The 23,230-nt window shown below is 65.3% G+C and carries 21 protein-coding genes; 7 read left to right on the top strand and 14 right to left on the bottom strand.

The features are described 5' to 3' along the window. Positions 1-23: 23 nt before the first annotated feature. From WDU93_RS05305 to WDU93_RS05275, 7 genes are all read right to left on the bottom strand, one after another. Positions 24-1,112 (bottom strand): acyltransferase family protein, encoded by a 1,089-nt coding sequence (locus WDU93_RS05305; RefSeq protein ID WP_337318320.1) that lies wholly within the window; start codon positions 1,110-1,112, stop codon positions 24-26. A gap of 65 nt (positions 1,113-1,177) precedes the next feature. Further along, positions 1,178-1,912, bottom strand: coding sequence for an ABC transporter ATP-binding protein (locus WDU93_RS05300; protein ID WP_337318319.1), 735 nt, complete (start codon positions 1,910-1,912; stop codon positions 1,178-1,180). After that, positions 1,912-2,703: an ABC transporter permease gene (locus WDU93_RS05295; RefSeq protein WP_337318317.1), complete on the bottom strand. Its 792-nt coding sequence runs from the start codon at positions 2,701-2,703 to the stop codon at positions 1,912-1,914. Before WDU93_RS05295 ends, WDU93_RS05300 begins: the two co-directional genes overlap by 1 nt. Positions 2,704-2,713: 10 nt before the next feature. Continuing rightward, the gene (glf, locus tag WDU93_RS05290) at positions 2,714-3,850 is read right to left on the bottom strand and encodes a UDP-galactopyranose mutase (RefSeq protein ID WP_337318315.1); all 1,137 of its coding nucleotides are present in this window, start codon (positions 3,848-3,850) and stop codon (positions 2,714-2,716) included. A gap of 63 nt (positions 3,851-3,913) precedes the next feature. Beyond that, on the bottom strand, positions 3,914-5,020 hold the full coding sequence (locus WDU93_RS05285) for a hypothetical protein (RefSeq protein WP_337318313.1): 1,107 nt from the start codon (positions 5,018-5,020) through the stop codon (positions 3,914-3,916). Continuing rightward, a complete protein-coding gene (locus WDU93_RS05280; RefSeq protein ID WP_337318310.1) occupies positions 5,017-6,150 on the bottom strand; it encodes a glycosyltransferase in 1,134 nt (377 codons plus the stop codon). The genes WDU93_RS05285 and WDU93_RS05280 overlap by 4 nt, the downstream gene beginning before the upstream one ends. A 37-nt stretch (positions 6,151-6,187) precedes the next feature. Then, entirely contained in the window at positions 6,188-7,483 is a 1,296-nt protein-coding gene (locus WDU93_RS05275; protein ID WP_337318309.1) for a nucleotide sugar dehydrogenase, read from the bottom strand. A 65-nt stretch (positions 7,484-7,548) separates the two neighbouring features. Between WDU93_RS05275 and WDU93_RS05270 the strand changes: the two genes are divergently transcribed. Beyond that, positions 7,549-8,724, top strand: coding sequence for a glycosyltransferase (locus WDU93_RS05270; protein WP_337318307.1), 1,176 nt, complete (start codon positions 7,549-7,551; stop codon positions 8,722-8,724). Here the strand turns inward: WDU93_RS05270 and WDU93_RS05265 are convergent. Both WDU93_RS05265 and WDU93_RS05260 read right to left on the bottom strand, forming a co-directional pair. Continuing rightward, on the bottom strand, positions 8,708-9,817 hold the full coding sequence (locus WDU93_RS05265) for a glycosyltransferase (protein ID WP_337318305.1): 1,110 nt from the start codon (positions 9,815-9,817) through the stop codon (positions 8,708-8,710). The genes WDU93_RS05270 and WDU93_RS05265 overlap by 17 nt on opposite strands. A gap of 38 nt (positions 9,818-9,855) precedes the next feature. Continuing rightward, entirely contained in the window at positions 9,856-10,932 is a 1,077-nt protein-coding gene (locus WDU93_RS05260) for a glycosyltransferase (protein ID WP_337318303.1), read from the bottom strand. Positions 10,933-10,988: 56 nt separating this feature from the next. Here WDU93_RS05260 and WDU93_RS05255 point away from each other — a divergent pair, with 56 nt between their 5' ends. After that, positions 10,989-11,978, top strand: a complete 990-nt coding sequence (locus WDU93_RS05255) for a glycosyltransferase family protein (protein WP_337318301.1) — start codon at positions 10,989-10,991, stop codon at positions 11,976-11,978. Here the strand turns inward: WDU93_RS05255 and WDU93_RS05250 are convergent. From WDU93_RS05250 to WDU93_RS05235, 4 genes are read right to left on the bottom strand one after another with little or no spacing between them, the layout of a single operon-like run. Beyond that, positions 11,971-13,749, bottom strand: a complete 1,779-nt coding sequence (locus tag WDU93_RS05250; RefSeq protein WP_337318299.1) for an ABC transporter ATP-binding protein — start codon at positions 13,747-13,749, stop codon at positions 11,971-11,973. The two genes, WDU93_RS05255 and WDU93_RS05250, sit on opposite strands and share 8 nt — an antisense overlap. Positions 13,750-13,762: 13 nt before the next feature. Beyond that, positions 13,763-14,749, bottom strand: coding sequence for a Gfo/Idh/MocA family oxidoreductase (locus WDU93_RS05245; RefSeq protein WP_337318297.1), 987 nt, complete (start codon positions 14,747-14,749; stop codon positions 13,763-13,765). Next, the gene (locus WDU93_RS05240) at positions 14,749-15,846 is read right to left on the bottom strand and encodes a DegT/DnrJ/EryC1/StrS family aminotransferase (protein ID WP_337318295.1); all 1,098 of its coding nucleotides are present in this window, start codon (positions 15,844-15,846) and stop codon (positions 14,749-14,751) included. Before WDU93_RS05240 ends, WDU93_RS05245 begins: the two co-directional genes overlap by 1 nt. Beyond that, positions 15,843-16,454, bottom strand: coding sequence for an acyltransferase (locus WDU93_RS05235; protein ID WP_337318293.1), 612 nt, complete (start codon positions 16,452-16,454; stop codon positions 15,843-15,845). Before WDU93_RS05235 ends, WDU93_RS05240 begins: the two co-directional genes overlap by 4 nt. A 169-nt stretch (positions 16,455-16,623) precedes the next feature. Between WDU93_RS05235 and WDU93_RS05230 the strand changes: the two genes are divergently transcribed. Beyond that, positions 16,624-17,322: a glycosyltransferase family 2 protein gene (locus WDU93_RS05230; protein ID WP_337318291.1), complete on the top strand. Its 699-nt coding sequence runs from the start codon at positions 16,624-16,626 to the stop codon at positions 17,320-17,322. Between the two features lie 2 nt (positions 17,323-17,324). Beyond that, entirely contained in the window at positions 17,325-17,687 is a 363-nt protein-coding gene (locus tag WDU93_RS05225) for a DUF2304 domain-containing protein (protein WP_337318289.1), read from the top strand. 9 nt (positions 17,688-17,696) lie between these two features. On the opposite strand, the gene WDU93_RS05220 is transcribed toward WDU93_RS05225, so the two are convergent. Further along, complete coding sequence (locus WDU93_RS05220) at positions 17,697-19,589, bottom strand: DUF6541 family protein (protein WP_337318287.1); 1,893 nt, start codon at positions 19,587-19,589, stop codon at positions 17,697-17,699. A gap of 307 nt (positions 19,590-19,896) precedes the next feature. On the opposite strand from WDU93_RS05220, the gene WDU93_RS05215 reads away from it, so the two are divergent. The 3 genes from WDU93_RS05215 to WDU93_RS05205 are packed head-to-tail and all read left to right on the top strand — an operon-like array spanning position 19,897 to position 23,219. Beyond that, entirely contained in the window at positions 19,897-20,616 is a 720-nt protein-coding gene (locus tag WDU93_RS05215; RefSeq protein WP_337318285.1) for an NAD-dependent epimerase/dehydratase family protein, read from the top strand. A gap of 1 nt (position 20,617) precedes the next feature. After that, complete coding sequence (locus tag WDU93_RS05210) at positions 20,618-21,322, top strand: IspD/TarI family cytidylyltransferase (RefSeq protein WP_337318283.1); 705 nt, start codon at positions 20,618-20,620, stop codon at positions 21,320-21,322. Position 21,323: 1 nt separating this feature from the next. Beyond that, positions 21,324-23,219, top strand: a complete 1,896-nt coding sequence (locus WDU93_RS05205; protein ID WP_337318281.1) for a glycosyltransferase family 2 protein — start codon at positions 21,324-21,326, stop codon at positions 23,217-23,219. The last annotated feature ends 11 nt before the right edge of the window (positions 23,220-23,230 follow it).

Below are 23,230 nucleotides of genomic sequence, written 5' to 3'. Positions count from 1 at the left end.
GAACCTGGAGATCGAAGCGCTCCTCAACCCTTGAGCGGTGTCGTGACCGCAGCCTCGTCCGGCTTGAAGACGAGCTTTCGCAGCCACGCGAAAGTACCGATGGGATCAACAATCCACTTGGTCAGGTACTGCACGGGCCTGGTCCCGAGCAGGAGTGCATAGAGCACGCCGGCGACCATCAGCAATAGCACGGTGGGTGCTGTCCAGCCGTCCCATTGAGCAATGTAGTGACGCGGAATGAGTAGCGTCGCCTCCTGCAAGAGATACATCGTGAGCGTCGCTGAACCCATATACGTGAAGAACAGGCGACGCTGCGGGACGAGGATCAGGATGGCGACGAGCATGCTGGTCGTGAAAGTCATGATGGCCAGCCGCAGCACGACATGCTCAAGGTTGGTGAAGTCGCCCTTGATCGCAGACACGCCCGACATCATGAACAGTGCGCGCTGTACGCGATCGCCGGCGAGATACAGTCCCACCGCAACTGCACTGACGTAGCCCGCTGCGGCGATCCGGACGAGAGGCATCCTGGCGATGCGCTTGAAGCGCTCGAGATGCTCGGGAGTCACGCTGAGACCGAGCACGAAGAAGGGAAGATACGACAGAATTCTCGCCCCGCTCAGACCTTGGTCGATGCCGCCGTAGATGACAGACAGCAGGGCGATGATGACCGAGAACAGTAGCGCGAAGCGGAGCTTCTGCAGAACAGGAACAAGCAGTCGCCAGGCGAACAGCGCCAGCAGGAACCAGTTCGACCACGCGGGTACGAAGAAGTTCAGGTGGAGCGGCTCGCCAAACAACAGCCAGGGCTCGACGCGGACGACCACCTGGAAGACCAGATACGGCACGAGAACTCCGCTTACGAGGGAGCGAATCTGGTTCGGTGTGCCGCGATAGGACCGCGAAAGGTAGCCCGTGATCACCACGAAGGCGGGCATGTGGAATGAGTAGATCCACTTGTATGCCGCTTCCGAGAATCCTGAACCGGAGACCACTGCGAGGAGGTGACCGACGACGACGAGGATGAGCAGAAGCACCTTGGCGTTGTCGAGATATGCGTCACGCTGCCTGGGCGGGTTTGCTGCTACGAGGGAAGTGTTCTGAGAAGTCACGCGGGAAGATGCTCGGTTCGATGTGGGATGGACAAGGGTTCAGAATAGCTCAGCCCAGCTGACAGTCAGGCGCTGTAGTCGGCGTTGTAGCGGTCGAGCACCTCGCCGATGGTGCCATCAAGCGCCAGCACGCCCTTGTCGAGGTACAGGCCGCGCGTGCAGAAGCGCCGCAGGTCGCGTTCGTTGTGGCTGACGAAGAAGAGGGTGCGCCCCTCGGCGAGCAGCTCGTCGATGCGCTTGTAGCACTTGTCGCGGAACGCCTTGTCACCGACGGCCAACACCTCGTCGACGAGCAGGATCGGCTCGTCGAGCTGGGATACGACCGAGAACGCCAGGCGCACCTTCATGCCGTTGGACAGGTGCTTGTAGGGGGTGTCCTCGAAGCCGGCGAGCTCTGCGAAGGCGATGATGTCGTCGTAGCGGCGGGACACCTCCCCGCGTGACATCCCGTGCAGCCCAGCGGTGAGCCGCACGTTCTCGCGCACGGTGAGATCGCCGACGAAGCCGCCGGTGATCTCGATCAGCGGTGCCACGCCGCCGTTGACGCGCACGGAGCCCTCGTCGGGCAGGAGCACGCCGGCCACCAGGCGCAGGAGGGTGGACTTGCCCTGGCCGTTGCGCCCGACCACACCGATCGACTCCCCAGGCTGTACGGCGAAGGTGACGTCGCGGAGCGCCCAGAACTCGCCGGGGCGGCCCCGCCGGCGAGCGCCGGCGAAGAGATCCTTGATGCTGCGACGGCCCCTCCTGTTGCGTCGGAACCGGACTCCGAGTCCGTCGACTTCGATCGCTGCTGCCATCACAGCTCCTTCAGCACGGGGCGCTCGAGACGGGAGAAGGTCCAGACACCGAGGGCGAGGATGCCGATGCACATCGCCACGCTGATGAGGATCGGCTGCGTCTGCCACTGGTCGGGGAAGAACCCGACCCGGTAGAGGGTGAAGATTCCGGCGAGCGGGTTGAACGCGCCGATCGTGTCGAACGGCGCGGGCAGATCGGCGACGCTATAGATCACGGGCGAGGCATAGAAGAGCGCGCGCAGGATGAGCGCGGTCGTGCGCTCGAGGTCGGAGTACAGCACGCAGAGGGGCGCCACGAGCAGTCCCAGGCCGACGAGCAGCATCGTCTGCAGGATCACCGCGACCGGGAACCACAGCAGCATCCCGTTCACGGTCGCGCCGGAGAAGACGGCGAAGAGCACGAGCACGGGCAACGAGAAGAGGAACTCGATGCCTTTGCTCAGCACGATCCGGTTCACCCAGATGGAGCGCGGAATGGCGGTGGAGCGCACGAGGCGGGCGTCTTTGCGGAACGCCCGGGTGAAGTCGGACACCGATGCGTTGAACCACACCCACGGCAGAAGCGCGACGATGAGGAACACGATGTATGGTTCCTCACCGACGTCACGGTGGAACACCTGCGTGAAGACGAACCAGTAGATCAGGCTCATCACCAGCGGGTCGAGCACCGACCAGAGGTACCCGAGCATGCTCGTGGCGTAGCGGACGCGAAGGTCACGCGCCGACAGCAGCCAGAGCGAGTGCAGGTAGCGCCGGGGCGTTCCTGGCGCGCCGACCGTCGTGTGACTCACGGTGCCGAGTCTAGGAGAGGGTGTTGTTCCACATCGACAGCGCCGAGCCGATGGCCATGTGCATGTCGAGGTATTGGTAGGTTCCGAGGCGTCCGCCGAAGTGGACGTCCTTCTCCCCCTTCGCGAGCTCGCGGTAGGCCAGCAGCCCGTCGCGGTCGGCCGGGGTGTTCACCGGGTAGTACGGCTCGTCGTCACGGTTCGCGAAGCGCGAGAACTCCCGCATGATGACCGTCTTGTCGCCGGCGAAGATGTCCTTGCGCTCCGGGTGGAAGTGCTTGAACTCGTGGATGCGGGTGAACGGCACGTCCAGGTCGGGGTAGTTCATCACGCTCGTGCCCTGGAAGTCCTGCACCGGCAGCACCTCCTGCTCGAAGTCGAGCGTGCGCCAGCTCAGGGCGCCCTCGGTGTAGTCGAAGTAGCGGTCGACAGGGCCGGTGTACACGACGGGGAGCTGCCCGACGGTGGCTTTCTTGTTTAGCGGCTGGGACTCGTCGAAGTAGTCGACGTCGAGCTTCACGTCGATGTTCGGGTGATCGGCCATGCGCTCGATCCAGGCGGTGTAGCCGTCGGTGGGCAAGCCCTCCCACGTGTCGTTGAAGTAGCGGTTGTCGTAGGTGTACCGCACGGGGAGCCGGCTGATGATGTCGCCCGACAGCTTGTGCGGGTCGGTCTGCCACTGCTTCGCGGTGTAGTCACGGAAGAACGCCTCGAACAGCGGGCGACCGACCAGGGCGATGCCCTTCTCCTCGAAGTTCGCCGCCGTCTTCACGTCGAACTCGCCGGCCTGCTCACGCACGAGCGCGCGGGCCTGATCGGGCGTGTACGCGGCCTGGAAGAACTGGTTGATCGTGCCGAGGTTCACCGGCATCGGGAACACCGTGCCCTTGTGCGTCGTGTACACGCGGTGCACGTAGTTCGTGAACGATGTGAAGCGGTTGACGTACTCCCACACCGTGGCGTTCGACGTGTGGAACAGGTGCGCGCCGTAACGGTGCACCTCGATGCCGGTCTCCGGCTCCGCCTCGCTGTAGGCGTTGCCGCCGATGTGTGAGCGACGGTCGATGACCGTGACCTTGCGGCCCGCCGCAGCGGCGCGCTCGGCGATGGTGAGGCCGAAGAAGCCCGAACCGACGATGAGGAGATCCATTCCTCAATCGTATCTGCCGGACTCCGTTTGCTTGGTCGGCCAGGATGCGGCGGACCGTGCGCGTTATGGCGAGTACGGAGCGTGGATGAGCAGGTACGTGCCGTACCACGCAGAAATGAGGGTAAGAACGCTCAGAACAAGAAATCGCGTGGTCGGACGCATGCGCGATACCCAGGTGGCGACGGGGATGAGAAGTGTGAATGCCGGCATCAGCAGTCGTGCTTTCGATTGGTAGTAACCGGCGACGCCGAGAGCCAGGATGATGACGAGCAGACCGTAAAGCTGCAGTTCCCAGCGCACACGCTCGGATGCGGATATAGCGGCGAGTGTGACCGACGCAACGATGACGGCCGAGACCATCAGATACTGCAACGGCGCGTCACCATCCAGCAAGACGAGAAACGTTCGCGCCGTGTACCGCCCCGCATCGAAACTCGACCCCCAGCCGGCCTGGATGGCTAGATAGCCGTCCAGACCACCCGTCCTGGCGGACACCCAGACGATGTAGCCGAGCATTCCCAACGGCGCCATCAGCCCGGCTATCCAGGCCCTCCAGTCTCTGCCTCGCGTCCTGACCAGCTGCACGATCATCGCGGTACCCGTAACCGCGATCAAAGCGGCCGCGGTAGGACGCGCGAGACCAGCGAGAGCCGTCAGCGCACCCGCCAAGATCCACTGACGCCCGAGCAGAGCGAAGAGCGTCCATGCGGCAAGAGCGGTGAAGACGGTCTCGGTGTACGCCATCGACTGTGTTACTGCGTGCGGCAGTACACCCCAGAGCACCGCCATTGCGGTGCCCATTGACGGGTTGCCCATGCGGCGACCAATCGCATAGAGGGCGACCGCGCAGGCTAACCCGGCCCCCCAGCTGACGACGAGTCCGCCCGCGGGGATTCCGACGACGGCACCCACCCCACGCACCAGGGCCGGATACAGCGGAAAGAAGGCAAGATTGCTTGGGGCATCGCGACCGTCGTCGTACCCCGAGGACGCCACAGCCAGCAACCAGTCGGCGTCGTACTGCTCGGTGAGCGAGCCCCAGAAGGCGGGCCACGAGTATCCCCCCGCACCCCAGAGGGCGACAAGCCCGACCATGCGAACGGCGACGTATCCGAGAACCGCTGGCGCCGCCGGGCGCACCTGGACGGCAATGTGCCGCTGAGTGGTCATGGCTTGGGGAGGCTCCCAGCCGAAGCGGGATCCGGTACTGCATCGATCCCACCAGCGGAGACCGCGGGGTCACGCGGCCGGTAGACGACGAGCGCGTGGAACACGAACCGCACGATGAATGCGATTCCCAGAGTCAGGGCAGTTGCCAGCACGGCGGAGACGTGCCATCGCTCAACCAACAGCGCCACGAGTGGTATGCGAACGGCGGCCTCCGCGTTGTTGAACACGAACGACTGAGCGAATCGCGCCGGAAAACGGGCTGCGCGCCCCTTCAGGTCATTGAAGACGAACCGGTCGATAACGAGGAAATTGCCGATGATCGTCACTTCCGCGGCGATGATGGCGGCACCCAGGTACCCGGTGCCCAGCGCGGTCAGCAGCCAGACAAGAAGAATGTTCACGACCGCGCCCACGGCCCCGACGAGGGCGAAGGCAGGCATCTTGCCGAATCGGAGTGACGCGAGCTGTCGCAGGAATCGCGCGCCCTGGCGCAGCGAGGCTTTGGATTCTCCCGCTTCCCGGTCCGCGAATCGGAACGGTACTTCGCTGACGCGCAGAGTGTGCCTGGCCAGGATCTCCAACAAGATCTTGAACCCCCGCGGGCGCAGGACGCGGGCGTCCACGGCACGCCGATCGACCAGGAAGAAGCCCGTCATCGGGTCGGAGCAGCCCTGAAGCCGGCGTGGAAACATCGCCTTGGTAACCCACGTCGAGGCGCGAGAAACCATCATGCGGAACACACCGGCAAGTCCTCCGGCCGAGCCTCCACCGGTATAGCGGGATGCCACGACGACATCGGCTCCGCCCGACTCGTAGCGCTCGATCAAGAGCGGCACAACTTCAGGTGGATGCTGCAGGTCTCCGTCCATCACGATGCAGACATCGGACACAGCTGCGGCGAGACCTTCCAGCACCGCTCCTCCGAGGCCGCCTGTCGCCTGCTCACGATGGATGACGCGGACAGGAACTGGTGAGGTCAGAGCTACTCGGCTTATCTCGGCCGTGGTGTCATCGGTCGAGTCGTCGACGAACAGAATCTCGGCGAGGTCCGTTGCCGCACTCAGCCGTTGGACGAGCGCCGCAACGTTCGGCCCCTCATTGAACGTGGGAACGATGACGGAGTAGCCCATATGCGCAGTCAGCCGTGGTCGCGGATGAGGAGATCCCTCAGGCGGCCGTTCCGACGACGATCCGGGGGGTACCGGCCCACAGCTCGGCGTCGGAGGCGTTACGCCCGTCGACGAGCAGCTTCACACCGGGGATCTGCTCAGGAGCGAGCGTCTTGTAGTCGGCGTGGTCGGTCTGCAGAATGGCGAGGTCTGCCGAGCCCCCGATCGCATAGGGCTCGAATCCGAGCGCGCGCAGCTCGTCATCCGTGTAGAGCGGGTCGTGCACGACGACCTCGGCACCGCGCGCCCTGAGTGCGTCGACCGTCGGGAAGACGCCCGAGAACGCGGTCTCCTTCACACCGCCGCGGTAGGCGGCGCCGAGCACGAGGGCACGGCGGCCTGTCAGGTCACCGAGGATCCCCTCGGCCTGTGCGACCAGGCGCTCCGGCATGGAGGCGTTCAGCTGACGCGCGACGCGGACGATGTCGGCGTCGGGGTCGGTCGACAGGTACAGACGCGGGTACACCGGGATGCAGTGGCCGCCGACGGCGATACCGGGACGGTGGATGTGGCTGTACGGCTGCGAGTTGCACGCCTCGATCACCTTGTACACGTCGATGCCGTGCGAGGCGGCGAACAGGCCGAACTGGTTGGCCAGGCCGATGTTCACATCGCGGTACGTCGTCTCGGCGAGTTTCGCCATCTCCGATGCCTCGGTCGAGCCGAGATCCCATACGCCGTTCGGCTGAGCGAGGTCGGGGCGCTCGTCGAACTGCAGCACGGCCTCGTAGAACTCGCGGGCGCGGCGGTTACCCTCCGCCGAGAGCGCGCCGATCAGCTTCGGGTATTTGCGAAGGTCCTCGAAGACGCGGCCGGTGAGCACCCGCTCGGGCGAGTACGCGAGGAAGAAGTCTTCGCCTTCGACGAGGCCCGAGCCCTCTTCGAGCATCGGCTTCCAGCGCGTGCGCGTGGTGCCGACAGGCAAAGTCGTCTCGTACGAGACGAGCGTGCCGGGCGTCAGGTGCTCGGCAAGCGAACGCGTCGCGGCATCCATGTACTTGAAGTCGGGTTCCCACGTCTCGTCGTTGACGAACACCGGGGCGACGAGCACGACCGCATCGGCGCCGGGAATCGCCTCGGCATAATCGGTGGTCGCGCGCAGGCGCCCCGCGGGGATCAACTCCGACAGGCGCTCCTGCAGGTGCGCCTCGCCGGGGAACGGCTCGATGCCGGCGTTGATGGTGTCGACGGCCTTCTGGTTGACGTCGACACCGATCACCTCATGACCGGACGACGCGAACTGGACAGCAAGAGGAAGCCCGATCTTTCCCAGGGCCACGACGGCGATACGCATGCGTTCTAGTCTATGGGCGCGCGGGGGAACGAAAGCCCTCGACGATAGTGCGGCAGAATCGGAGCATGACCTCTCTGACGGGCCGCCGGATCGCGATCACGAGCAGGATCTTCGCTCCGGAACCGGGAGCGGCGTCGTTGCGGCTGGCAGCGCTCGTGACAGCACTCGCCGAGTCAGGCGCCGAGGTCACAGTGCTGACCAGCACGGTGCCTGCCGCGGTAGATAACCCTCCTCTCACCTTTCCTGAGTCGGTCCGTGTGCGGCGCGCGCCGGTTCTTCGAGACAAGGCCGGGTACGTGCGCGGCTACGTTCAGTACTTGAGTTTCGATATCCCGTTGTTTTTCCGCATCCTCTGCGGTCGGCGCTTCGATGTGATCGTCGCCGAGCCACCCCCGACGTCTGGTCTCGCCGTATGGCTCGCCTGCACGTTGCGCCGCACACCGTATGTCTATTACGCCGCCGACGTCTGGTCGGAGGCCGCCGCGGTCGCTGGCGCACCCAGGTTCGTCACCCGTGCGGTCGCCCGGCTGGAGAGTTTCGTCGCTAGCGGCGCCTCCGCTGTCGCGGCGGTCTCCGCTAGCGTCAAATCCCGCATGGAGCACCTTGCGCCCTCAGCGCGCGTGGTCGACGTCGGGAATGGATACGACGCCGACGTCTTCACCCCCACGGGCGCCGCCCACCACGAGCGACGTCCCTATCTCCTGTACGCCGGCACGGCCTCCGAAGTTCACGGTGCGATGATCTTCATCGATGCGCTGCCAGCAGTCGTCGCCGCAGTGCCGGACGCCCTCGTGGCGTTCATCGGTCAAGGATCCGAGTGGCAGGCGATGCAAGAACGCGCCGAACTCATCGCCCCCGGGAGTACGCTCTTTCTCCCGCGAATGAGCCCAGAGGACACGGCAACCTGGATCCGTGGCGCACGGGGAACGTTGGCCAGCGTACTCCCCGATGGTTACGACGCTTTCCCGACGAAGATGCTCGCTTCTGTCGGGTGCGGCACACCGGTGGTGTATGCCGGCCCCGACCCGGGGCGCGCCTTCGCTTCCGATCCGCACGTGGGACGGGCGGTGTCCTTCGACGCCGCCGATGTGGCGGACGCGATGATTGCGGCGCTTCAGTCCGCGCAGACCGAGGCAGGCCGAGAGCGCCTGGCCGGATGGGCAAGAGCGCAGCACTCGCTCGAATCCGTGATGATGCGGATGCGGCAGCTCATCGCCTCGACGCTCAACCGCGCTGGCTGAGGAAGTTCGGTGGAAAGAACCTCGACGCGCCCACCTTGATCAGAGACGTCGCGATCATGAAGCGAGGCTGCCCTTGCGAATGCAGGACAAAGCGCCACCGAGCGGGGCGCAAGGCATCGAGAGTGCGGTAGCGCAGCGACGCAGCATCGAGATCGAAGACGCGCTGCAGGTCGGGAGAGGGCGATTCGAGCTCATCGAACATGCGGGCCTGGGCAATGGAGAGCATCCCCCTCGCGTTAGGAGCGAAGTCTGAGATCGCCCGGAGCAGCAGGCGCATGGCGGCACAGTCGTCGGCGTCGAGCTGGAGGCCCCCGCCACGCTTTCGGATCGAGTCCGTCAGGTTGCGACGCAGGAGCTTGGTGGCGAGCGCGTGACGATTCGCCGAAGGCATGGCCGCGGTGTCGGCGTCTGCCAGCAAGAGGCGAACCGGCTCGAGCTCTTCCGCAACGGGCTTCGCGACGTGAGTGACCCGCACCGGCGCGTCCGCATGTTCGATGTAAGCCGCGGTCCCCGTAGCGGCGACGACGCGCCCCCGTGACCACAATCGTGTGACGAACGGCAGGTCACCGCCGTTACGAGCACCCGGCAGAAGTTCGAGGTGGAGTTCGGACACGGCAGCCCGACGCATCAGGCCCAGCGGCGCGCTGCGGTATGACAGTCGATCTTTGGTGAAGTCGAGGACGCCGACGCGCCACAGGCGCTTCGGCGGCGAGCGCACGAGCGTGCGCTGCGTTCCGCGGACCACCTTCGCAATGACCGCGTCGGCGCGGAAGCATTCAGCTCGTTCGCGCCATTGCGCGATCGCAGCGCTGTCGAGCTCGTCGTCCGACCCCATGATGCCGACGTAGTGAGCGTCGGACTGCTGCATTCCGAACATGAAGGGACCAGAGGGACTAGGAATTCCGTCACCGAGCTCTTCGATTCGTACACGACCGGGATGGGCACGGATGCTATCGTCCAGCGCCTGCGCCACGTCCGAACGTGGAATGTTGTGAGCGACGATGAACACGCGGATTGAGGGGTCTGGATCGGAAAGGATCGACTCGACGGCGCGGACGACGTTTCGTCGCAGGTCGTGCACGGCGATAATCATGTCTGCGCGGGGAGCTGAACTCCCCGCCCTGCTCAGAGTCATCCGTTCGTCACCCTTTCGTAAATCTTCGTGTACGCGTCCACGAACCGCTCCGCCGAGTAACGCGTCAAGAGCTGCTGCCCGTGAAGGCGAACCCGCTCTCGGTCGAACGTTGCGGCTTTCCGGATGGCGGAAGCGACGGCTGGCGCCGTGCGATCGGTGTGCACGCCTGCCTCTGGGGCCAAGAAGTCGAGGTGTCCACCGACGCCGGTCGCAACGACGGGCACGCCCGCCGCGAGCGCCTCGGCCGTTGCGAGCGAGAACGTCTCCGAACGCGTGGGGAGAACAAAGACATCCGCGTGTTCGAGTGCCGATCGAACGTCCGCTGCGCTGACCTGCCCCGGAGCGACGACATCTCCCGCGGCCGCCCGCTGGGCAAGCGCCTCCGAATCCGGTCCGCTGCCCAACCAGAGGAGCTCAGCCGCGGTCCCCGCCGCACGGATGCTCGTGACCGCGTCCACGGCGATGCGCCACCCCTTGTGCTCGTTGACGGTTCCGATGCCGAGCACCTTGAGGGCAGGGGTTTCGGTGAACCAGGTACCCGCCTCGACGGCGTGCACGGGCTCGATGATGTTCCCAATCACCTCCACGGGCCCACGGCGAAGAGGACGCACGGCTTCCGCCAGGTACTCACTGACCGCCACCAACTCGTCAGGCCGCCCGAATGCCCGCCGACTCAGGGGCAGTGCGAGCCGCGCCTTGGCAGATTGCCGCAGCTTTGCGACGCCGCTCCAATGCTCCGTGTGCACCCATGGCGCAGTGGGTCGCCTCAACAAGAAGGGCAACAGCGCCGGGGCTGCCATCGTGTGCACGACGTCAGCTCCAGAGGTGAGCTCGGGCATGCGACGCGTCGCGGTGATCAACCCGGCGGGCGTGCGGACATCAATCGCGGGAGACACGACGTCATAACCATCACGGGCAGACGCGCGGATGCCATCGTCGAGCTCTGGAGGCACTAGGTGCACGACTTTGACGTCGTGAACCGCGGACAGCGCCTCGATGTCGCGCTGAATGAAGCTCCCGGCGCCGGGATGACGGTTCGTCGGGAACCAGGTGGTGACCACGACGATCTGCACGCTTCGATGATACAGGGGTGGAATCCGCGCGCCGTGCGCGCGTCTAGCATGGAGGGATGGCGAAGGCGACCCGCGTGCTCCACCTGAACGACTGCGCTTTCGTGGGGCGCAACCTCGTTCGTGTGGCGCAGAACCAGGGGCGCCCCTGGCGGCTTCTGCCGCCGGAGCGCACGTGGCCACCGGTGAGACCCGGTCGTACGACACCTACCCGAGCCGCGTCGTACTCGACGATCGGTCGCGTTGCTCTCGGCGCAGGCTGGGCGGATGTCGTGCATGTTCATTACGCCACCACGGTTGCTCGCCTGCTGCCGCCGTACGTGCCGAACCGCCCGTACGTGCTGCACCTGCACGGCACAGATATTCGCACCCTCTGGCGACTGCCCGAGCGGCACGCGACGATCCAGAGGTACATCGACGGCGCAGCCCACGTCTACTTCTCGACCCCCGACAATGAGGCAAATGCCGTCGACGCCCGCCCGGACGCCGAGTACCTTCCCGTCGTCATCGACGAGACCAGTCTTCCGCCGTGGAGGCCGTCAGGCTACGTCGCATTCGCCTCACGCTGGGAACAGGTCAAGGGGCTCGAGGACATGCTCAACGTCGCCGCGCGCCTGCTTCGGGCCGGTGTTGAGGTCCGCGGCCTCGACTGGGGGCCGGGCGCCGCCGAGGCACGGCAGCTCGGCGTGAAACTGATCCCCAAGGCGCCGCATGCGACATACCTCGACTTTCTGGCCGGCGCGAACGTGGTCGTCGGCCAGGCCACCCGGATCCTGTCCGTGTCAGAGCTCGAGGCGATGGCGATCGGTGCACCGGTCGCCGCGGTCGGCCACCATTTTCCTGGCCCGGATGGGCGACCGTTGCCGATCCGCAACGGCGATCTCGATACCGTCGTCGATGCGATTCTCAGCGACATGTCTGACCCTGTGGCGGCCGCCACGACGTTGGCGTCCCGGGAGTGGACGTTGCACCATCACGTGCCCGCCAGACAACTCGACCGCCTTCAGGCGACGTACGACCGGATCCGTGGCGGCGCGCCGCTCAGATGAGTCCGGCGAGGCGGGCTTGCGCAGCAAAGTCGGGTTGCGCCTGAACGACCTCGTCAAAGGTTCCCTGCGCGACGATGCGACCTCCGACGAAGAAGCACACCAGATCGGCGTGACGAATCGTCGATAGGCGATGAGCCACAGTGATCACGGTGACCGAGCCGTGCAGAGCACCGATTGCCTGCGTGACGGCCTGCTCAGTCTGCGTGTCCAGGGCCGACGTCGCTTCATCCATGACCAACACGACCGGGTCCGTGTACAGCGCCCTCGCGATCCCGAGGCGTTGACGCTGACCTCCCGAGAGAGCAAGGCCCCGCTCCCCGATGGACGCGTCGAGCCCGCCCACCCGTCCTCGCACGACGGCGTCGAGCTGAGCGCTATGAACGGCGCGCCACGCGGCGTCCGAGTCATAGTCCTCACTCCACGTCAATGCGACGTTCTGTCCCACGGTGCCGTCGAAGAGCGCGACATCCTGAGGCACATATCCGACCCGCGATCGCCAGGTACCCAGAACGGCCGACAGATCGGCTCCGTCGACGGTGATCTTTCCCGATGTCGGGGTCAGGAGCCCGAGGATCAGATCGACCATGGTCGACTTCCCCGCTCCAGATGCCCCGACAAAGGCCACATGGCTGCCGAAGGGGATCCGAAGATTGACATCGGCGAGGGCGGGTGCGTCGGCACCGGGGTAAGTGAACTCGACATCGCGCAGCACGAGTTCGGACGGGTGCTCGGCCAACGGCCCCGTGCCCGGATTCTCGGCGGACTGTCGGTAAGACTCGGCATCCCGAATGTCGCGGATGACCGCGCGCGCATGCGGCAAGGTCGACGCTGTCGACGTCATCACGGACTGGAACTGGAGAAGTGAGGGCACCATACGGAACGCCGCGAGGCCGAAGAGGGCGATCGCGCTGAACGCCCCCTGCATCCCGCCAGTCAGCAGACCAATGCCTCCGATCAGCAGGAAGCCGACGACCATGGCTGAGTCGAGAATGAACTTCGGGATCGCTCCCAGGAATCCGATGGTTGCTCGGGCGCGCACGGCGACGGAGCGGTTGGCATTCACCAGAGCGGCGACCTCACCTGCCTTGTCGCGCAGCGTGATCTCTTTGAGCGCCTGGACCATCTCTGTCATGAGCGTCGCCGTGCGGAACGAGTAGTCACGGTTGCGACGGCCGTTCACGACGGCCCGGCGTGATACCCATCCGTACAGGATGGCCGCGACGACACCCAGATAGGCGACGGTCGCGACGGCGATCAGCGGCTGCGCCCAGAAGAGGACAACGAGCACGGAGAAGAACGTCACCACCTGCGACGGAAGAGAGGCGGCAGGCAGAATCAGCCCCGACGTGGTGTTCGCAATGCCGACGTCGGCCATTCGCACGAGTTCAGCAGAGTTTCGCTTCATCCGCTCCAGCCAGGGGGCACGGATGTACGCCGAGAACAACCGGTCCCCGATGATCAGCTCGAACTGTGCCATTTTGCGCGTCACGTACCACTGCTGTCCCAGCGCAATCAAGGACTTCACGACCATCAGGGCACAGGCCGCGACAAGCACCCACACCACATTCTCGGTAGGGATCTCGCCGATGAGCGGCAGCGAGACTGCTCGTCCCGATCCGAGGGCGCTGAGGACAATCGCCAACAGGCCGAGGGCGACGATGTCCAGCAGCGCCAGCGCCGACGAGGAAATCGAATAGCGCACAAGGAAGCTGCGCGCGCTCTTCGGCAGAAGTGCCAGAAGTTGCCGGAGCGTGTCCCACAGAGCAGACATAGTCGTCCCGAGCTCAGCAGACCACGGCTGTGCTCGTACGGGCAGAGTCGAGTGCAGCTTCGACGACGGCGAGGGTGCGGAGGCCTTGTTCCATGGTGACGAGGTCGGTGTGGTGGCCGAGGACGGCGTCGCGGAATGCTTCGTGTTCGACGCGGAGGGGTTCGCGTTTGGCGAAGGCGTATCGGGTGACGTCTCCTTCCGATACGCCGCGGAATGAAGAGACGGACTCCCATTCGAGGGGGATGGTGCCGTTGGCGTAGAAGGTGAGGTCGCCTGTGGAGGTGTCTGCGACGAAGGCACCCTTCTCACCGGTCACGACGGTGAGGCGCTCCTTCATCGGGGAGAGCCAGTTGACGATGTTGTTCACGATCACGCCCGACTTCGTCCGCCCCGTAATCGTGATCATGTCCTCGTACTCCCGGCCGGACTTGAACGCGGTCTGCGCGAACACGGTGTCGTAGTCGGACTGCACGACCCAGGCGGTCAGATCCACATCGTGCGAGGCAAGGTCTTTTGCGACACCGACATCCGCGATCCGTGCGGGGAACGGGCCCTGACGGCGCGTCGCGACCTGATAGACCGCGCCGACCTCCCCCGCCTCGATCCGGCGGCGCATCTCCTGCAACGCGGGGTTGAAACGCTCGATGTGCCCGACCGCGCCGACCAGACCCGCCGCCGCGAACGCGTCGACCATCCGCTGCCCCGCATCCAGGGTGTCCGCGATGGGCTTTTCGACCAGGGTGTGCACCCCGGCCGCGGCAAGCTTGAGCGCCGCGTCCTCATGGAACCGGGTCGGGACCGCGACAACCGCAATGTCGATACCGGCGTTGATCAGCGCGTCGATGTCGGGCAGCACTTCGAGATTGCCGGCGACACCGTGGGGGTCGCCTCCCGGGTCCGCGATCGCGACGAGGTCGATGCCCTCGACCTCGCGCAGCACGCGTGCGTGGTGGCGGCCCATCATGCCAACGCCGAGCAGCCCGGCCCGAAGATTAGCCATCAGGCGCCCGCTCCCGCGACCGTGTTCACTGCGGCAACGATGCGGTCAAGGTCGCCCTGCGACAGCGACGGATGCACCGGCAGCGACACGACCTCACGCGCGGCCCGCTCGGTCTCCGGCAGATCAAGACCCGGCGCGAAGTGCGCGAGCGACGGCAGACGGTGGTTCGGGATCGGGTAGTAGACGCCCGCACCCACGTTGTGCTCGTTCTTCAGAGCAGCCACGAACCCGTCACGATCTTCGGGAACTCGGACCGTGTACTGGTGGTAGACGTGCACGGCGCCGTCGGCCACCGGCGGCACCACCACGCCATGCAGGTTCGCGTCCAGGAACGCCGCGTTCTCCTGGCGGATCTTCGTCCACGTGCCGACCTTGGTCAGCTGCACTCGGCCGATGGCGGCGTGGATGTCGGTCATACGGGCGTTGAAACCGATGACCTCGTTCTCGTACTGACGCTCCATGCCCTGGTTGCGCAGCAGCTTTACCTGGCGGGCGATCTCGTCCGTCGCGGTGGTGACCATGCCGCCCTCGCCACTGGTCATGTTCTTGGTCGGGTAGAGGCTGAACATCGCAAACTCGCCGAACGAGCCGACCGGGCGTCCGTCGAGCGACGCGCCGTGAGCCTGCGCAGCATCCTCATACAGCGCCACCCCGCGCTCGGCCGTCAGCTGCTCCAGCTCCCGCATCCGCGCGGGGTGACCATACAAGTGCACAGGCAGGATGCCCTTGGTCTTCGGCGTGATCGCCGCCGCGACGGCCTGCGGATCCAACGTGAACGTCTCCGGCTCGATGTCAACAAACACCGGGGTCGCGCCCGTCAACGCGACCGAGTTCCCCGTCGCCGCGAACGTGAACGACGGAACGATGACCTCGTCGCCGGGACCGACACCCGCGGCCAACAACCCCAGGTGCAGACCAGCGGTACCCGAATTCACCGCCACCGACGGACGACCAGGCACAAAGAACGCCGAGAACTCCTGCTCAAACGCCGCGACCTCGGGCCCCTGAGCAACCATGCCGCTGCGCAGCACGCGATCAACAGCCTCCCGCTCGTCATCACCGATGATGGGCTTCGCAGGGGGAATGAACTCGCTCACGCGACCTCCTTGGTCAGAATTCCGTTGCTTTCGGCGTAGCGATCGCCCGTCGCGGGACACACCCAGTGCGTCTCGCGCTCTCCGGGGACGAGTGGCACGCCACTCTCCCCCACCCATCCAATTCGGCGCGCGGGAACGCCGGCGACCAGCGCGTACGCGGGAACGTCCTTCACGACGACAGCCCCCGCGGCGACCGTGGCCCAGGCTCCGACCGTGACGGGCGCGACACACGTCGCACGGGCGCCGATGGACGCACCGCGCTCGATGGTGACACCGACAGGCTCCCAGTCGTGCGCGCTCTTGAGGCTGCCGTCGGCGTTGATCGCCCGCGGGTACGTGTCATTGGTGAGGACAACGGCCGGGCCGATGAAGACACCGTCGGCAAGTTTCGCGGGTTCATAGACGAGCGCGTAGTTCTGCACCTTGCAGTTGTCACCCATCTCGACGCCGGTGCCGATGTAGGCGCCGCGGCCGACGATGCAGTTCTCCCCCATCCGAACGCCCTCTCGCACCTGCGCGAGATGCCAAATGGAGGAGCCGTCGCCGATGGTCGCATCTGCGGAGACGTCAGCGGATTCCACGATCCGGACGCGGGGCGCACTGTTCACGGAGCTCCTCTGTTTCGGCGCAAAAGGATGCAGCAACATCCGCCCCGAGTCTACTCGTCCGCACCCACCCGACCTTGACGCGCACCGTGTGCAGCCACGAGCGCTAGAGCCTGCGGCGGCGATCAACGACCCTGTCATCAGCGCGGAACTCACCTGACAGAATGGAGGCATGTCCTCCCGCGTGCCTGCGCCACGAACCGCCGACCGCCACGCGTGGATCGTCATCCCGCTGTTCAACGAAGCAAGCGTCATCGGACGCGTGATCGCAGAACTGCGCGAGCACTTCGTCAACATCGTGTGCGTCGACGACGGCTCCTCCGATGGGTCCGCGCGTCTCGCGGCGGACGCCGGCGCCCATCTCGTGCAGCACCCGGTCAACCTGGGGCAGGGTGCCGCGCTGCAGACGGGGATCGAGTTCGCGCTCGGGCATGCTGACTGCGACTACATCGTCACCTTCGATGCGGACGGACAGCATCGCATCGAAGATGCGCTGGGCATGCTCGAGAAGGCGCGGTCGGAGGATCTGGCCATCGTCTTCGGATCCCGCTTCCTCGACGATCGCACCAACCCTGGTTGGGTCAAACGCGTCGTCCTCAAGACGGCGGTGTGGGTGACGAATATGACGACAAGCCTCAAGCTCACTGACGCGCACAACGGTCTCCGCGTGATCCGCCGTGACGCCGCGGAACAGATTGACTTAAAGCAGGACCGGATGGCGCACGCCACGGAGATCGTGCTGCAACTCGGGCACACGGGACTGCCCTGGGCTGAGTACCCGGTTGAGCTGTTGTACACCGACTACTCGAAAGCCAAGGGACAGAGCGTGCTGAACTCCGTCAACATCCTCGTCGATCTGGTGGTGCGCTGAATATGTGGATCCAGATCCTCCTTATCGCGGCGATCGTCCTGCTCGCGTTCTTCATGATGCGGCGCACGGGAGCCGACAGCCACCTGGCGATTCGCCGGCTTCTGCTCGGCGTGTTCGTGCTGATCGCAGTGCTGTCGGTACTCTTCCCGCAGTGGCTTACATGGCTTGCGCAGCTGATCGGTGTCGGCCGCGGAACCGATCTCGTTCTCTACGGCCTGATCGTGATGTTCCTGGCGTTCGTCTACACGCAGTACCGGCGCAATGCGCAGCTGCAACGCCAGCTGACGCTGTTGTCGCGACGGATCGCCCTGTTGGACGCCACCGAGCAGACAGAGGCCACAGGCTCGTCTCTCGACGAGGACTGAACGGCCGGTTCAGTCGCAACCGGTGATGCGCCACAGTGACGCGGCGCCGCGTTCGACCACAAGGTCGAACCCATCGCCATCGACGAATCCGGTCATCCCCGGCATATCCCACTTGCCGGGCCCCTCGTCGCTCTCCCCGAAGTCAAGTACGTACTCGACGCCGAGCGCGCGGACCGCCGGGCAGACATCCGCATCCGTGTTGAGATCCACAAGTTCGTCGGCCAGCACGCGGAAATCGTTACCCCCGGGCATCGCCCATGTGCGCGGAACGACGTCCGCACCGCTGAGCCCATACCCGAACGCCGCCCCGGCGGAGGGATTTCCGATGATTCGGGCATCGGGTTCCACAAATTGGTCGAGGTCGTCGAGCAACGCACGTTCGTCGGCAGAAAGATAGCTGACTTCGGTCTCGCCGTAGCGGTGTTCGATGGGGTTGATGACAGCCCAGGCAACGGTCTCGACGTAGACGAGCAGCACGATGGCAAGGCCCGCCAGAACACCAGCCCGCGCGTTCCGCCACCTTTCCCATCTCATGAGCGCCACAACGCCGATGGCCGCGAACGGGATGACGACCAGCGGCATCATCGCCGTGAACCGTCGCGGATCTGCGTACCACGGAGAGAGCAGCATGCGGACGGTGTCGTTCTGCACGGACTGCGCGACGACGACCAACAGCGCCAGGGCCACCCCGAACAGCGCGAGCCAGCGCAGGCGGGCGATCCGCAGCGCGATGACGAACCCGATGATCGCGAACACACTCAGCACGATCGAGGGGCCGGCACCGACGCTGCCATTGACGAGCATGCGCGCGGCAGCATCCGGGAGATTCCTGACCGCGGGCCACAGATTGTCGGAGCTGATCGCGACCATGGCCAGCCACACCACTCCCGCACCGGCGACGAGCGCTGCACACGCGATCGCGCGCCACAGCCGCTGACGGGTGGGGAGAGTTCCCCACGGCGCGCAGATCCGCACCAGTCCCCAGGCGACGGCGGCGAGAACCCAGACGAGGAGCGCGCTCGGCTGCGACAGGCCCAGCGCGGCAAGGCCCACGAGACTGACGAGGGTTGTCCGCAGCGCGGCGCGCAGGGCGCCTGATCGCGATCCCTGACCTTCCGGGGTTCCACCACCGGACCCGACGAGTACGGCGACGACGCCAGGGAGGATCGCGAGCGCCAACGCGTAGGGGTAGAGCACACCGAAGTCGAGCATGTGGAACGGGAAGGCGAAAAGCGTCGGCGCGAGCAGCGCCGCGACAGCAGTAACCCGGCCGGAGTGCGTCGTCGCCCACACCAGACCGGCAAGCGACACGGTCCAGATCGGGCCTGCGATCGCCAGCGAGGTGGCGTTGGCCGCGGTAGCAACGTCCGCGCCGGTCAGCTGCATGGTGAGCGATGCGACCGCGTGCCAAGCGGCCGGATAGAAGCCGGAGGATCCCGTGGTTCCGAGAACATCGAGCGACGATGCGCTGCTGGTATCTGCGATGTACCGCAGCGCGTTCAGGTGAAAGGTGGCATCGTTCGTCTGCGACACGTTGTCCGGCTCACCGATGATCATCGCCATCCGGACGGCACCAGCGAGTGCGCCGACGATCATCGCCGGAATGACCCATCGTCGGGCCCTCACAGCCGGGGTGCGGTCAGGCGCCTTCAGCACGAGCGCGATCACCCACGCGGCGATCGCGAGAAGGGCGGCTCCTGCGACAGCGGTGAGCGGCGACCAGGCGACGCCGACGAGCCCGAGTGCGGTCGCCGTGACCGCGAGTGCGCCCACGCCAGCGGCCGGCGCGAAGGCCCACAGCAGCATGCGCCGCAACCCGAGACCGTAAGCGAGTGCCGCGCCGGGGACGAAGACGACCATCGTGGCGACGAGCGCCAGCAGTGCGAAGGTCAGCCACTCCATTGCACGTCACCCTTCAGCACCCTCAACCGCAAGGTAAGGGCATGCCACAGCAAAAAACGCCGGCTACTGATCGCCAGAGCGTCGGTGTGAGTGTATCCGAACGGCGATTCCCTTCCGGCCGGTGGCGCCCCGGAACTTTCCAGGTCGACAGCCGTAGACTCGGTTCGCCAGCGACCGTTAACTCGCAAGAGACCTGCTGGCCACCAGACGTTCAACAAGCTGAAATTGGTGAGGCATGCGCTCAGCCCTGATTGGTTACACCGGATTCGTCGGGTCGAATCTCCTTCAGGCGTTTTCTTTCGATGACGTGTACAACTCAAAGAACATCTCGGAGATCGAGGGCAAGCAGTACGACCTGGTCGTCAGCGCGGGCAACCGCGCGGATTCGTTCCGCATCAACAACAACGGCGATGCCGACCGCAGCGAGATCGACCACCTCGTGGACACTGTCCTCACCGCTGAGATCGGGGAGCTGGTATTGATCTCGACAGTCTGCGTGTACCCCGCAGGCGGCGCACCCGACGAGAACGCGACACTATCGGAGCGAGGCCTCACGCCGTACGGCGCGAACCGGCTTCACCAGGAACGACGGTTCACGACCTCCGTGCCTACCACTGTCGTGCGCCTCCCCCAGCTGTACGGCGCCAATCTCAAGAAAGGTGTCGTGTACGACCTCGCCAACGACTACCGCGTCGAGCACATTCGTCCAGCCGGCGAGTTCCAGCACTACGACGTCCGCCGGCTCTGGGGCGACATCGAGATCGCGCGCGCCGAAGGTCTGAAGTCGTTGAACGTCGCGACCCCGCCGATCTCAAATGAGACATTGGCGCGCGAGGTGTTCGGCCGGGACATCTCCGGCCAAGTTCCGCCAGAGCCGGAGTCACCTTTTGCCCAGATGTATACCCGCAACATGACGACGGCCCACGCCGCCCTGTTCGGTGCATCTGAGGCGTACCTGAACACGATGGAAGACGAGCTCGAGGGTCTCCGGACCTTTGCCCGCGCGTCAGCCGAGGAGAGGAACTGAGTTGTACAAGGATCACACCGTTTCAGCGATCGTCACCTGCGCGGGCAAGGGCACGCGGTTCGGGAGCAACAAACTGCTTGTCGAACTCGGCGGCATGACCGTTCTCGAACGCACCGTCCGCGCTATGGCGCTGCCGTTCATCGACGAACTGATTGTGACGATCAGCGCGGAGAACGAAGAGACCTACCGCAAGATTCTCATCGACGATGCGGGCCTCCCCGTGACCCTGGTGATCGGTGGCGCGGAACGCCACCTGAGCGCCAGGAAGGGCCTGAAGGCCACGACGGGCGACATCGTCATCGTCCATGACGGTGTCCGCCCCTTCGTGACCGAAGATCTGGTCACCGCGGTCCTCGACGCAGCGATCGAGGACGGCGCGGCGATGATCGGAACGCCGAGCACCGTGCAGGTGAAGCTCGTCGGTGACGACGGGTTCATCGAAGGATCACTCGATCGCTCGCACTCCTGGCTCGGCCAGACGCCGCAGGCCTTCCAGCGGAAGTTGCTGAAGAAGTCGTACAAGCGAGCGTTGAAGACCAACTATGAGCGCGTGAGCGATGATGCCGATCTGGTACACGAGTTCATGGACGTGCCGGCGCGCATCCTCCCCGGCCATGTGAACAACATCAAGATCACCACTCCCCAGGACCTCGGCACTGCGCAGCTGATCGTCGAGAACCGCATCGCTGAAGCCGACAGCGTCTGACATGCCTACGCCGAAGATCTCGCTCGTCATAGCGACGTATCGTTCGGGCGAGGCTCTCGATGCCCTTGTGGAGTCATTGGATCGCCAATCCCTGCCGTCCGCGGAGTGGGAGGCGATCTTCGTCGACGACGGCTCTCCGGATGACACGTTCGACCGTTTGACAGCGTTCGCGTCGACTCGCCCACATTTCCGGGTGGAACAGATCGAAAACTCCGGCTGGCCCTGTCGCCCACGTAACACCGGGATGGATCTCGCGAGCGGCGAGTACATCGGGTTCATGGACCATGATGACGAGCTCTTCCCCGATGCTCTGCGGAATGCCTACGCGTACGCAAAGGCGCACGGCGCAGACGCGCTCAACGGTAAAGAGGCGCGCACGGACGACTCCGGCTGGTCTTTGGACTCGCTCGCCAAGGACATGCCACAAGTGCTGGGGCGAGAACTCCCGTTCGGTGCCCTGACACCGACGAATCCACACAAGCTCTACCGACTGTCCTTTCTCCGCGAGCACGGCATTCGCTTTCGCGAGGGCGGTCGCGTGCTGTGGGAGGACATCTTCTTCAACATCGACGTGCTGCGGCACGCCGAAGTGATCAGCACGCTCGCCAGCACTCCCTATTACCACTGGCGCACAACGACGGGCAGTGGATCGACTACCTTCCGCCGGGCGAAGGCGGAGTGGTGGCACTGGCTCACGGAAGTCGTTCGCGCGATCGATGATCGCTTGGTCGACCCGAAGCTTGCGGCCGAGCGCCGCGCGCTGCGCGATCATCAATACCGAGCTCGCCTCTTGGAGAGCTTTAACACGTACTACCCCGAGCGCAGCCCCGAAGCGCGCAAAACGATCTTTGAACACGCAAGGCGCCTACAACTGGATCATTTCCCAGAGGAAGAGGATGCGCGACTCAGCGTGAGCAACCGCCTGCGCGCTCATCTGCTCCGTGCTGGCCATCCTCACGCGATGGACCGCCTGGTGCGAGACGACCCGTTCTTGGTAGCGACCGCAACGACGACCTCCCAACCTCGTTGGGCAGACGGAGCCCTGGAGCTCGAAGTCGAAAGTACTTGGCGTACGCCGAGCGGTGACACTCCGGCGCTGAGACGCAGCGGTTCTCGAGTGTTCAAGGCATTGCCCGCCGAGTACCACCGGGTCTTCGAGGACGGCACTCTGGACGTGACCGACGAGGTCAGCAGAACAACGGTGGAGGTCGGCCTCCGTTCCGCCTCCACCAGCGTCGCGTGGCTGGCGCCTACCGACACCGAACCGTGGGTATCCCCGGACGACAGCCCTCGTTTCGGTGCGCGCGGCCGCGCGCTGATCGACCCCCGCACAGCGGCGCTGGGGCAGCCATTAGCAAGGGAACGCTGGCTCATCAGTGCTCGATGCACGATGGCTGACCACCACGCGCAGCCGGCCGCCATATCACCGGCGGCGCCGGCTGTGCGGCTCAGTGAGCACGATGGGCTCTACGCGGCATCGACTTCCGTCGAGGGCCATCTGGTTCTCGACCTGGCTCCGAAGGCTTCATCCATTGCCGAGTTGCTGCACCCGACCGGTCGAACGGAAAGAGTGGGCAAGCTGGTCCGGATCGAAGTGGTCGTTTCCGAGGTGGAAGGAACCGCAGCCTTGGAGTTGCCGCTGCAGGTGCGCGGTGCGCATTTTTCGCGCGGTGCCGCCCTGCGCGCGCGACTTCTCGGCGGGCACGCCGACCACGACAACACGTGGCGGACGATCACAGCGACGCTCACGGGCGCCGACCGGACTGCGTGGGTCGAATTCGATGCGACAGACGTCGGATACCTGAAGCTGGGACTACGCCATCCGGAGGCGACCGGAATCTATCAGCTCTCGCCAGACGGTCTGCTGCGGGCGGCACATCCGCGCCGGACGCGCTGACCGCCCGGCAC

The sequence above is a fragment of the Microbacterium istanbulense genome (genome assembly GCF_037204145.1).
Classification (GTDB): domain Bacteria; phylum Actinomycetota; class Actinomycetes; order Actinomycetales; family Microbacteriaceae; genus Microbacterium; species Microbacterium istanbulense.
The sequence above is the reverse complement of the archived record's forward strand: the minus strand, read 5'-3'. Positions and strand labels throughout refer to the sequence as shown.